General features: G+C 73.4%; 10 protein-coding genes. 2 read left to right on the top strand and 8 right to left on the bottom strand.

Annotated elements, in window-relative coordinates; translation table 11 throughout:
• Positions 1-38: 38 nt before the first annotated feature.
• Positions 39-572, bottom strand: a complete 534-nt coding sequence (locus ACA514_RS40195; protein WP_375046559.1) for a TetR/AcrR family transcriptional regulator — start codon at positions 570-572, stop codon at positions 39-41.
• A 122-nt stretch (positions 573-694) separates the two neighbouring features.
• Here ACA514_RS40195 and ACA514_RS40190 point away from each other — a divergent pair, with 122 nt between their 5' ends.
• Positions 695-1,327 carry a helix-turn-helix transcriptional regulator gene (locus ACA514_RS40190; RefSeq protein ID WP_375046558.1) on the top strand — a complete coding sequence of 211 codons (633 nt, stop codon included), beginning with the start codon at positions 695-697 and terminating at the stop codon, positions 1,325-1,327.
• A 51-nt stretch (positions 1,328-1,378) separates the two neighbouring features.
• The gene (locus ACA514_RS40185; protein ID WP_375046557.1) at positions 1,379-1,813 is read left to right on the top strand and encodes a hypothetical protein; all 435 of its coding nucleotides are present in this window, start codon (positions 1,379-1,381) and stop codon (positions 1,811-1,813) included.
• Positions 1,814-1,829: 16 nt separating this feature from the next.
• Here the strand turns inward: ACA514_RS40185 and ACA514_RS40180 are convergent, their stop codons facing one another.
• The 7 genes from ACA514_RS40180 to tal form a co-directional block, all read right to left on the bottom strand.
• On the bottom strand, positions 1,830-3,035 hold the full coding sequence (locus ACA514_RS40180) for an Ig-like domain-containing protein (protein ID WP_375046556.1): 1,206 nt from the start codon (positions 3,033-3,035) through the stop codon (positions 1,830-1,832).
• A gap of 187 nt (positions 3,036-3,222) precedes the next feature.
• On the bottom strand, positions 3,223-4,002 hold the full coding sequence (pgl, locus tag ACA514_RS40175) for a 6-phosphogluconolactonase (protein WP_375046555.1): 780 nt from the start codon (positions 4,000-4,002) through the stop codon (positions 3,223-3,225).
• A complete protein-coding gene (locus ACA514_RS40170; protein ID WP_375046554.1) occupies positions 3,999-5,090 on the bottom strand; it encodes a glucose-6-phosphate dehydrogenase assembly protein OpcA in 1,092 nt (363 codons plus the stop codon). The genes pgl and ACA514_RS40170 overlap by 4 nt, the downstream gene beginning before the upstream one ends.
• Positions 5,090-6,619 (bottom strand): glucose-6-phosphate dehydrogenase, encoded by a 1,530-nt coding sequence (zwf, locus tag ACA514_RS40165; protein WP_375046553.1) that lies wholly within the window; start codon positions 6,617-6,619, stop codon positions 5,090-5,092. The genes ACA514_RS40170 and zwf overlap by 1 nt, the downstream gene beginning before the upstream one ends.
• Before the next feature lie 201 nt (positions 6,620-6,820).
• Positions 6,821-8,506: a phosphoheptose isomerase gene (locus ACA514_RS40160; RefSeq protein ID WP_375046552.1), complete on the bottom strand. Its 1,686-nt coding sequence runs from the start codon at positions 8,504-8,506 to the stop codon at positions 6,821-6,823.
• Positions 8,507-8,600: 94 nt separating this feature from the next.
• Entirely contained in the window at positions 8,601-10,283 is a 1,683-nt protein-coding gene (locus ACA514_RS40155; RefSeq protein ID WP_375046551.1) for a glucose-6-phosphate isomerase, read from the bottom strand.
• Entirely contained in the window at positions 10,280-11,389 is a 1,110-nt protein-coding gene (tal, locus tag ACA514_RS40150; RefSeq protein WP_375046550.1) for a transaldolase, read from the bottom strand. Before tal ends, ACA514_RS40155 begins: the two co-directional genes overlap by 4 nt.
• Positions 11,390-11,439: the final 50 nt, after the last annotated feature.

The following is an 11,439-nucleotide window of genomic DNA, read 5'->3' as shown; positions in this document are numbered from 1 at the left end:
CCGCCCCGGGCGGGGCGGACGCGGGACGCGCGGAGGGATCAGCCGGCCGAGGACCGGACGTAGGGGTCGGGGAGGTCCAGGACGGTGCCGATGATGAGCAGATGGCCGCTGGCCATGAACCGCACCACCGCCGCCCGGTCGGCCCCGGACAGTTTCGTGATCATGTCGGCGGACTCGATGAAGCCCTTGCGCATGAAGTCGCGGATCTCGGGGTCGGCGGAGGCGGCATAGCCCTGGAGCTGGCAGCGCGGGGAGTCGGGGTTGGCGAGGAACGCCCGGTAGTTGCGGCCCATCGCGGCCAGTGACTCCTCGGGGGTGGCGCTCGGCCGCCAGGCCCGGCCGAACGCGTCCCGCATCTGGTGGCGGACGCGCTCGAGGCAGGCGAGGAAGAGCGCCTTCTTGTCCTCGAACAGCGCGTAGATGTAGGGCTGGGAGATGCCGGCCCGCTTGGCGATGTCGGAGGTCTTCGCGGCGTGGTAGCCGAACTCGGCGAACACGCTGATCCCCGCCTCGAGCACCTGCTCGCGGCGCTCCTCGGCGGTGGGCCTGCGTCCCGTCCGGTTCGTTGCCATGCCCTCATTATTGATACGCCAATCAGAATATGTCAACCCCTTCCCCGGCAGGGGCCGTCAGGCGGCGGGAGGGCGAGCCGATTACTACATGTACTATTTGGAAAAACTCCGGAAGGAGGGCCGTGGCCCCCGAACGCCCCCGCCGCCGCGAGGTCCTGGACGCCCTGCGCGAGGCGGGCGCCCCGCTCGGCGTCGCCGGCGTCGCCGAGCGGCTCGGCGTCCACCCCAACACCGCGCGCTTCCACCTGGACGCCCTGGTCGAGGACGGCGCGGCCGAGCGGACCCTCCAACGCCCCGCCGGCCCCGGACGGCCCCGCACCGTCTACACGGCCCGGCCCGGCATGGATCGCGGCGGCTCGCGCGGCTACCGGCTGCTGGCGCAGATCCTGCTCAGCCGGCTCGCGGCGGCCGGGCCGGAGGCGCGCGGCGAGGCCGAGCGCGCCGTCCGCGAGTGGGGCCGCTACCTGGTCGAGCGGCCCCCGCCGTTCGGGCGGGTCAGCGCCGGCGACGCCGCCGGGCGGCTCACCGCCCTGCTCGCCGACCTGGACTTCGCCCCCGACCTCGCCGGCGACGTCATCAGGCTGCGGCACTGCCCGTTCCTGGAACTGGCCGAGGAGTACGGCCCCCTGGTCTGCGACGTCCACCTCGGCCTGATGCGCGGCGCGCTGGCCGAACTGGACGCGCCGGTCGAGGCCGAGGCGCTCGAACCGTTCGCCGAGCCCGCCGCCTGCCTGGCCCGCCTCCGGCGCACCTGATCCACCCCTCCGGGCCGACGGCCGGCCCCCTGCGAAAGGCGAATGACGACCATGAACTCGACCGCGGCCGCCACGGCAGGCGCACTGACCTTCCTGTGGCTCGGGATGGTGCTCGGGATCTCGTTCCTCGAGGCGCCCCTGAAGTTCCGCGCGCCGGGCGTGACGATCCCGATCGGGCTCGGCATCGGCCGCATCGTCTTCCGCGCGCTCAACCTCGCCGAGACCGCGCTGGCCGTGGCGGTCGCCGCGGCCGTCGCCGCCGGGAGCCCCCCGGCGGCGATCGTCGTGCTCACCGCCGTCGTGGCCGTGCTGCTCGCCGTGCAGCTCGGCGCCGTCCGGCCCCGCCTGAACAAGCGCTCGGACCGGGTGCTGGCGGGCGAGACCGACCTGCCCCGCTCCCGCGGGCACCTCTACTACGTGGCGCTGGAGGGCGTGAAGGTCGCCCTGCTGGTCGCCCTCGGCATCGCCGTCCTCGCGGCCGCCTGACCCGGAGGTCGCCGGATCAGCTCATCGGGGCGCCGGTGACCGGGGCGCCGAGCGCGCTGCCCTTCAGCCACTCGTTCCACGACTTCACCCAGGGCGTCGGGCCGTTGCCGAACTGCAACTGCCGCGACGTCCCCGTCACCTTGACGACGTCGCCCCGGTTGGTGAAGTTGTAGAACCACTTGGCGTCGGTGGGGGAGGCGTTCACGCATCCGTGGCTGACGTCGGAGACGCCCTGGTCGCCCGTCGACCACGGCGCGGAGTGCACGAACGTCCCGCTGTAGGTCAGCCGCACGTTCCAGCTCGTCGGGATCCGGTACTCGCCCGGGTCGCCGGTCGTCGCCGAGTCCATGACGATGTGCGCCGCCTTCTCCTGCGCGATCATCGTGCCGCTGTAGCTGTCGTGCCCCGGTTTGCCGAGGCTGACCTTCATCGTCCGCACCAGCCTGCCGTTCTCGGTGACCTTGGCGCGGTGGGTGTCGTCGCTGACCGTGGTGATGTGCTTGGGGCCCACGGTGAAGCTCAGCGTGCGGTCCTTCATGCCGTACATGCCCTCGCCGGCCTTCAGCCCGGCGAGGTGCGCGACGACCTTCACCTTCTCGCCGGACGGCCAGTAGTCGCGGGGCCGGAAGTCGACCTCCCGGTCGCTGATCCAGTACCAGGCGCCCTGCACGGGCGTGGACATCCGGACCTCCAGCGCCTTCTCCACGGCCTGCTTGCCGGCCTTCGTGCTCACCGCCTTGGACAGCAGCAGCTGCACCGGCATCCCCACACCGACCGTCTCGCCGTCCAGCGGCGACATGCCGGTCTCCAGCTTCTTGGCGGGCGTCAGGGTGGTGAAGGTGGACGTCGTGGTGACCTGCTTGCCGTCCTTGCCGGTGCCGTGCGCGGTGACCGTGTACGTGGTGGACGGACGCAGATTCCACGCCGACCTCCAGGACTTGCCGTCCGGAGCCAGCTTGCCGTCGGCCTTCTGGTTCTTGCCGTAGGTCAGGGTCACGCCGGTCAGCTTGCCGGTGTCGGCCTTCACCATGACGGGCTGGTCGGGCGCCACCTGCTTGGTGCCGGTCGCCGGGGTGATGGCCAGCTTCGCGGCGTCCCCGGCACCGCCGCCACCGGAACCACCGCCCTTGTCGCCCCCGCCGCCGGACGAGCACCCGGCGACGGAGATCGCCAAAGCCCCGATGATCGCCGTCCCCGCCGTAGCGGCACGCCCCTTGCGCATCACCGATCTCCTCACCCTCGACAAGCGGTACCTCATGGTCAGGTTATGCGCAGCCGACGGCCCGGTATGCGGATGCGGGGATTTGCACAGGGTTCCCCCAGGTAGGGCAACGTCCGGGAAACCGCGAAAGGCCGGTGCCGCGCGGCGAACCCCACCGCGCGGCACCGGCCACGACGTGATCGACGCCTCAGGGGGAGGCGATCCGCCCGATCCCGGGCGGAAGCTCCGCAGCCGCGGAACGGTCCAGCAGGAACAGCGTGCTCTGCCGGCCGCGCGCCCCCGCGCACGGCACCTGCACCGGCCCGGCCTTCGACAGCCCCAGCCGCACCGCCTTCGCCTTCGACTCCCCGGACGCCAGCACCCACACCTCACGCGCGGCGCACAGCGACGGGAACGTCAGCGAGATCCGCGTCGGCGGCGGCTTCGGAGCGCCGTGCACCGCCACCACCGGCCGCTCGTCGCGCACGGCCGGCATCTCCGGGAACAGCGACGCGACGTGCGCGTCCGGTCCGACGCCGAGCATCAGCACGTCGAACGAGGGGACCGGGCCGTGGTCCTCGGGACGGGCGGCCGCGCGCAGCTCGGCGGCGTACCGCTCGGCGGCGGCCTCCACGTCGTCACCGTCCGGGCCGTCCGAGGCCGGCATCGGATGCACCCGCGCCGGGTCGAGGTCCACGTGGTCCAGCAGCGCCGCGCGGGCACCGGTCTCGTTGCGCTCCGGGTCGCCGGTCGGCAGGAACCGCTCGTCTCCCCACCACACGTCCAGCCGGCGCCAGTCGATCGCGTCGCGGGCGCCCGTCGCGGCCAGCTCCGCCAGCACCGCCGTGCCGACGCCGCCGCCGGTCAGCACCACCGACGCCGAGCCCCGCGCGGCCTGCACGTCCACGATCCGCGTCACCAGCCGCGCCGCGGCCGCCTTCGCCAGCAGGTCCTGATCGCGGTGGACCAGGACCGTCGGGGGAGTCACGCGCCCCCCGACGACTTGCCGCGCGACGACCGCTTCCCGCCGGACGGCTTCGCCGCCGAGGAGGCCGGCGCCTCGGGCAGCCCCTCCTTCGCGGCCTCCTTCTCGGCCTTCTCCGTCGCGGCGGCCTCCTGCGTGCCCGACAGCGGCTCGCTGGCCACGCCCTCGTCCGAGGCGCCGCCGGCCAGGTCCTTGGCGAAGCGCGCCGCGGCCTCCCGGTACACCTCGTCGGGGTCCAGCCGGCGCAGCTCCTCGGCGAGCAGCTCCGACATCGGACGGCGCATCAGCGCCACCTGCCGGTCCGGCTGGCCGGGACGGCACAGCGTCGCGACCCGGCCGTCCGGCCGGTCGATCACGATGTCGCCGCCGGTCGTCGTCAGCCGGACGCCGGTGATGCCGGGGCCCTCCGACACCGTCCGCCCCACCGCGACGCCGAGCCGGATCGACAGCCACGCCGCCAGCAGCTCCGCGCTCGGGCTGTCCGGCTCCGCCATCACCTCGCCGGAGACGATCTCCTCGTGGTCCTGGTCGAGCGAGGCGGCCAGCAGCGACCGCCACGACGTCAGCCGGGTCCAGGCGAAGTCGGTGTCGCCCGGGCTGTAGTTCCCGGCCAGCTGGGCGAGCGTGCCGAGCCGGTCGCGGGCCGCGTAGGCGTCGGTGATCCGCCGCGTCGCGAGCTTGCCGAGCCCGCTCTTGGACGGCGACTTCGGCACCTTGCCGCCCGGCCACCAGATCACCACCGGCGTGTCGGGCATCAGCAGCGGCACCACGACCGAGTCGGCGTGCTCGGCCAGCGGCCCGTACATCCGCAGCAGCACCGTCTCGCCCGGGCCGGTCTCGCCCATCCGGATCTCGGCGTCCAGCCGCGAGGAGTTGCCGCGCGGGTCGCGGGAGATCACCGTCAGCACCCGGCACGGGTGCTCGCGGGCCGCCTCCGTCGCCGCGCGGACCGCGTCGTACTGCGCCGACTCGTCCGTCACGATGATCAGGGTCAGCACCATGCCGACGGCGGGCCCGCCCATCAGGTGCCGCGACTGGGTCAGCGCGTCCTGGATCTTGCGGGTGGTGGTGCCGGTGAGGTCGATGTTCATCAGAGCCTCCTCCAGGCGCGGCCGTCGCGCGCCATCAGCTCGTCGGCGCTGTCGGGCCCGTAGCCGCCGGACGTGTACTGGTCGAGGCCGCCGCGGCTCGCCCAGTACTCCTCGATCGGGTCGAGGATCCGCCAGGACAGCTCGACCTCCTCCTGCCGCGGGAACAGCGGCGGGTCGCCGATCAGCACGTCCAGCAGCAGCCGCTCGTAGGCCTCCGGCGACGCCTCGGTGAACGACTCGCCGTAGGCGAAGTCCATGTTCACGTCCCGGATCTCCATCGAGGTGCCGGGCACCTTCGAGCCGAACCGGACCGTGATGCCCTCGTCCGGCTGCACCCGCATCACCAGCGCGTTCTGCCCCAGCTCCTCGGTGTCGGTGTGCGAGAACGGCAGGTGCGGCGCCTGCTGGAACACCATCGCCACCTCCGTCACCCGGCGGCTGAGCCGCTTGCCGGTGCGCAGGTAGAACGGCACGCCCGCCCAGCGGCGGTTGTCGATCTCCAGCTTGACCGCCGCGTAGGTCTCGGTGCGCGAGTCGGCCGGGATGCCCTCCTCCTCCAGGTACCCCTTGACGCTCACGCCGCCCTGCCAGCCCGCCGCGTACTGGCCGCGCGCGGTGGAGACCGTCAGGTCGCCCGGCACCCGCACCGACGACAGGATCTTCGCCTTCTCGGTGCGGACGGACTGGGCGCTGAAGGACGTCGGCTCCTCCATCGCCGTCAGCGCCAGCAGCTGCAGCAGGTGGTTCTGGATGACGTCGCGGGCAGCGCCGATCCCGTCGTAGTAGCCGGCCCGGCCGCCGATGCCGATGTCCTCGGCCATCGTGATCTGCACGTGGTCGACGTAGGAGCGGTTCCAGATCGGCTCGAACATCGTGTTGGCGAACCGCATCGCCAGGATGTTCTGCACCGTCTCCTTGCCGAGGTAGTGGTCGATCCGGAAGATCGACTCCTCGGGGAAGACGCGGTGCACCGTGTCGTTCAGCTCCAGCGCCGTCTTCAGGTCCCGGCCGAACGGCTTCTCGATCACCACCCGCCGCCAGGCGCCCTCCTTGCGGTCGTCCGCCAGCCCGCTGCGCTGCAGCTGCTCGACGACCTGCGGGAAGAACTTCGGCGGGATCGACAGGTAGAACGCGTAGTTGCCGCCGGTGCCGCGGCTCTCGTCCAGCTCCTTGACCGCCATCGCCAGCGCGTCGAACGCGCCCGGGTCGCTGAACTCGCCGGGGACGAAGTGCATGCCCTCCGACAGGTGCGTCCACACGTCCTCGCGGAACGGGGTCCGCGCGTGCGCCTTGACCGACTCGTAGGCGATCTGGCGGAAGTCCTCGTTCTCCCAGTCGCGGCGGGCGAAACCGACCAGCGAGAAGCCCGGCGGCAGCAGCCCCCGGTTCGCCAGGTCGTAGATCGCCGGGAGCAGCTTCTTGCGCGACAGGTCCCCGGTGACGCCGAACAGCACGAGCACGCACGGCCCCGCCACCCGCGGCAGGCGCTTGTCGCGCGGATCCCGGAGCGGATTGGCTGCGTCGGTCACGTTGCTGCCCCCTCTTCTCGCACCTTGCCTACCCTCACTTGTACTCGCATCCGATCAGACCACGCATCCTGTGTGCATCGACCCCGTGTAATGACAGTGTCGCCTTCCTCAAGAGCCGCTTCCCCGAAAACGCCGTTTCATCGTGAATCCGTCCCGGCGGCGCCCGCCGGGACGGTGATGATGATCACGATCGAATCATGATCACGGCCGTGGTCCGGCTCCCGCCACCGCCCGCACCGCCTCGATCAGCCGGCCCGCGCCCTCCACCGGGTTGCGCAGATGCAGCCGCACCACCGGCAGCCGGCGCTGCCGCAGCGCCCGGACCTCCCCGAGCGCCCGCGCCAGCTGCAGCTTCGCCAGCCCGTAGGGCCGCCCCGGCACCGGATGCGCCGCCAGCGCGTCGCCCGGCGCCGGATCACCCGTGATCACCAGGAACGCGCCGTTGCCCGCCCCGTCCTTGTGGATCGGCCCCGTGGCGTGCGGATAGGCCGGGCCCGGCCCGTACACGACCGGCCGCCCCGCCGCGCGCGACAGCGACGGCGCCAGGTAGCGGCCCGAGAAGTCGCCCGACAGGTACGTCAGCACCGCCAGGTAGCCGTCGGCGGGCACCGAGGCGATCAGGCCGCCCAGCACCGTCCCGAGGTCGGCGCCCGGCGGCCACGCGAAGTCGGCGTGCACCTCGATGTCGTCCTCGACGTACACCGGCCGCCCCGCGGGCAGCGGCCCGGCGCCGGCCGAGCGCAGCAGCGTCGCCGCGTCGTCCTCGGCCTCCTGCACCGCCGTGCTGCCCTGCTCGAAAGGGTTCACGCCGAGCAGCCACCCGGCCACCGCCGTCGCGTACTCCCACAGCAGGAACTGCGCGCCGAGCGGCGCCCACACCGAGGTGTCGGCCTCCTCCTGCGCCGCCGACCGCGGATTGATCGCGATCCCGTGCAGGTCGGGGAAGCCGCCCTTGCCGCCCGGCGGCTCCAGCGCCAGCACGCCCCGGCCGCGCTTGCCGGTGCCGACCGCCAGCAGCTGGGAGATCCAGGCGGTGAGCGCGCCGGAGCCGCCCGGCTCGCGGATCATCACCTTGTCGCGGGTGATGCCGGCCGATCCCTGCTGCGCGCAGCCGCCGAGGACCGCGCCGAGCAGCAGCCCCGGGTTGTCCTCGTCCTTGGCCAGCGACGGCGCCAGCGACGCCGCCTCCTCCAGCAGCCGCTCCGCGTCGGCCCCCGCCAGCACCGACGGGACCAGGCCGTACGCGGACAGCGCGCCGAAATGCCCCGGCAGGTACGGATCGGTGAGCCCGATCCGGTACCCGCACTGGCGGGCGAAGTCGTGCAGGGGGCTGCCGTGGTCGGTGATCACCAGGAACCGGCCCGCGATCTCCCGCTCCGACAGGCCCCGCTCGCGGAACGCGCCCGCGAAGATCCGCCGGTAGGCGTCGCCCTCCAGCGACACGCCCGCCTTGCTGGCCAGCACCACCAGCGTCCGGTCGAGCCGCTCCAGCGCGAACGCCAGCGCGGCGGTGTCGCTGCCGTCCAGCACGGTGAGCCCGGCCGCCGGGCCGCCGGACGCGCCGCCCCCGCCGGCCAGCGCCGGCGCGTGCGCCTCCATGATCGCCTGCGCGGCCAGGCTCTCCGCCCCCACGCCGATCAGCACGATGTGGTCGAGGCCGGAGTAGCGCGCCTCGGCGACCAGCCCGTCGATCTGCCGCAGCAGCCCGCGCGAGGCGAACGGCAGGTCGAGCCAGCCCAGCCTGCTGTGGTCGACCGCGCGCCGTCCCCACAGCCGAGGGTCCTTCGCGGCGAGCGCCCCCGGAACGCCGCAGCCGACGAGGTAGTCCCTCGCCTGCAGCGCCGAGTCCAGCACGTCGCCGCGCGTCAGTACGTCGAATCCGGACACGCTTCCCTCCTGCCCCCCATCGTTTCAGGAGAGAAAGGGCATCCGCGACCATCTCCATCGATCTTCTGCGTTCCGTTGCCGAACCGGACGCGGATTAAGCGAGCGCCTCGGCGAGTTGAGCGAGGCCTTCGGCGCGGTCGCGCAGGTGCAGCCGGAACGCGGGACGGCCGAGCGAGCGCAGCACCCGCTGGTCCCCGAACGCCTGCGCCAGCTGCAGCTCGCCGAGCGTGTAGGGCCGTCCGGGCACCGGGACGTCCGCCGTGACGGCGCCCGTGACCTGCAGGAACGTGCCGTTGCGCGGGCCGCCCTTGTGATACTGGCCGGTCGCGTGCAGGCACCTCGGCCCCCAGCCGAAGGTGACCGGCGCCGGATGCCTGCGCAGCTTCGCGCTCCGCGCCGCCAGCAGCGGGCGCAGGCCGGCGGCGGACGCGTCCCCCGAGCGGTCCAGATAGGCCAGGACGGCCAGGTAACCGCCGTCCGGGACGTCCTCCACGACCGCCTCCAGCGCCTCGGTCAGCGTCTTGGCGCCGCGCAGCGCCTCCTCCGGCGCGTGCACCTCCACCGCGTCCGACACCAGCGCGGGCGGGCGGCGCACCACCGTCGGGGCGGCGCCCTCCTCCGAGCGCAGCAGCGCGGCCGTGCTCTCCCGCGACTCGCCGACGTCCGGCTCGGCGAACGGGTCGACGCCCATGACGCGGGCCGCCACCGCCGTCGCGTACTCCCACAGCAGGAACTGCGCGCCGAGCGGGCCCGTCACGCTCACCCCCGCCTCGCGGCCCGGGCCGGGCTCGTCCGGGCGGCGGCCGAGGATCACCCGGCGCAGGTCGCCGGTCAGCTCGAACCCGGGGGACTCCACGCCCTCCACCACGACCGGCAGCAGGCCCCGGCCGTCCTTGCCGAGCGCGCCCGCCACCAGCTGCTCCGCCCAGCCGGCGAAGCCGTGAAGGCCGGAGCCGTGGTCGGCGACGACGAGCTTGTCGCGGCCGCCGAGCGCCGACGAGCCGAGCGCGGCGCCGAACGCCAGCGCCGGGTTGTCGTAGGGCTGCCGCAGCACCCCGGCCAGCCGGTTCGCGTCGTCCAGCAGCGCCAGCACGTCCACCCCGGCGAGCGCGGCGGGCACCAGCGCGGCCGTGCCGAGCGCCCCGTAGCGGCCGTCGACGTCGGTCTCGGCCTCCACGAAGTGGTGGCCGACCTCGCGGGCGGCGCGCTCGGGCGCCGATCCGGGCTCGGCCACGACCACGAAGCGGCGGGCCAGCTCCGCGCGGTCGAGCCCCGCCTCGGCGAACGCCCGCCCGAAGACGCGGCGCAGCGCCTGCGCCTCGATGTCGTCGCCGACGACGACCACCAGCGTCCGGCCGAGGTCGCCCGCGAGCACCCCCGAGACCTCGTGCGGATCGGTGGTGTCGAGGACGACCAGCTCGGCGCCCGGCCCGGTGCGGGCCGCGTCCTCGGCGAAGGTGCGGTGGATCGCCTCCGCGGCGACGACGGAACCGCCCGCGCCCGCGAGCACGATCCGGTCCAGGCCGGCGTCGCGGAACTGCTCCGCCGGGCCGGCGAGCCGGGCCGGCAGCGAGCGGGACGTCTCCGGCAGGCCGAGCCAGCCGAGCCGGCGCGCGGCCAGCGGGGCCGCGTCCGGGCCCCACAGCTTGGCGTTGCGGGACGCCAGCGAGCTCGGCACGCCGTCGGAGGCGAGACGGTCCAGGACCGTCTCGCTCTCGTCGACGACGGCGCCGCGGATGGTGACCGAGATCCCCCCGGCGGTCACCACCGACGTCACGCGCCCTTGTCCTTCAGCTCGCCGCTGATGGAGCCGAGCATCTCCTTCCAGGACGCCTCGAACTTCTCGACGCCCTCCTCCTCCAGGACCCGCACGACGTCGTCGTAGTCGACGCCCGCGTCCTTCAGCGCCGCCATGTGCGCGCGGGCGTCGTCATAGGCGCCCCGGACGGTGTCGCCGCGCAGCTGCCCGTGGTCGGCCTCCGCCACCAGCGTCGCCTCCGGCATGGTGTTGACCGTGCCGGGCGCGACCAGCTCGTCCACGTACAGGGTGTCGGCGAGGTTCGGGTCCTTCACGCCGGTCGAGGCCCACAGCGGACGCTGCGGGCGGGCGCCCGCGTCCTTCAGCGCCTTCCACCGGTCGGTGCCGAACTTCTCCTCGTACAGCGCGTACGCCAGCCGCGCGTTCGCCAGGCCCGCCTTGGACCGCAGCTTCTTGGCGTCCTCCGTGCCGATCTTGTCGAGCCGCTTGTCGATCTCGGTGTCGACCCGGCTGACGAAGAACGACGCCACCGACGCCATCCTCGACAGGTCGTGCCCGTTCGCGCGGGCCTTCTCCATGCCCTCGAAGAACGCGTCGATGACCTTGCCGTAGCGCTCCAGCGAGAAGATCAGCGTCACGTTCACGCTGATGCCCTCCGCCAGCGCCGCCGTGATCGCGGGCAGGCCCTCCTCGGTCGCCGGGATCTTGATGAACAGGTTGGGCCGGTCCACCATCCACCACAGCGCCCGCGCCTCGGCGACCGTCTTCTCGGTCTCCCGGGCCAGCCGCGGGTCGACCTCGATCGACACCCGGCCGTCCAGCCCGTCGGTCCGCTCGTAGACCGGTCGCAGCACGTCGCAGCCCCAGCGGATGTCGTAGGTGGTGATCGCCCGGGACGCCTCCTCGACGTCCACGCCGCGCACGGCCAGGTCGCGGACCTGGTCGTCGTAGGCGTCGCCCTTGCTCAGCGCCTTGGCGAAGATCGTCGGGTTGGAGGTGACGCCGACGACGTGCTTGTCCTTGACCAGCTGCTCCAGGTTCCCGCTGCGCAGCCGCTCCCTGCTGATGTCGTCCAGCCAGATCGACACGCCCTCGTCCGAGAGGGCCTTCAGGATCTCAGTCATCGCTTTCTCCTCGTCGCCTGTGTTCCGGGGGGGCCGGCCGGGCCGGGCGC

The sequence above is a fragment of the Actinomadura sp. NTSP31 genome, from assembly GCF_041951385.1.
Classification (GTDB): Bacteria; Actinomycetota; Actinomycetes; order Streptosporangiales; family Streptosporangiaceae; genus Spirillospora; species Spirillospora napierensis.
The sequence above is the reverse complement of the archived record's forward strand: the minus strand, read 5'-3'. Positions and strand labels throughout refer to the sequence as shown.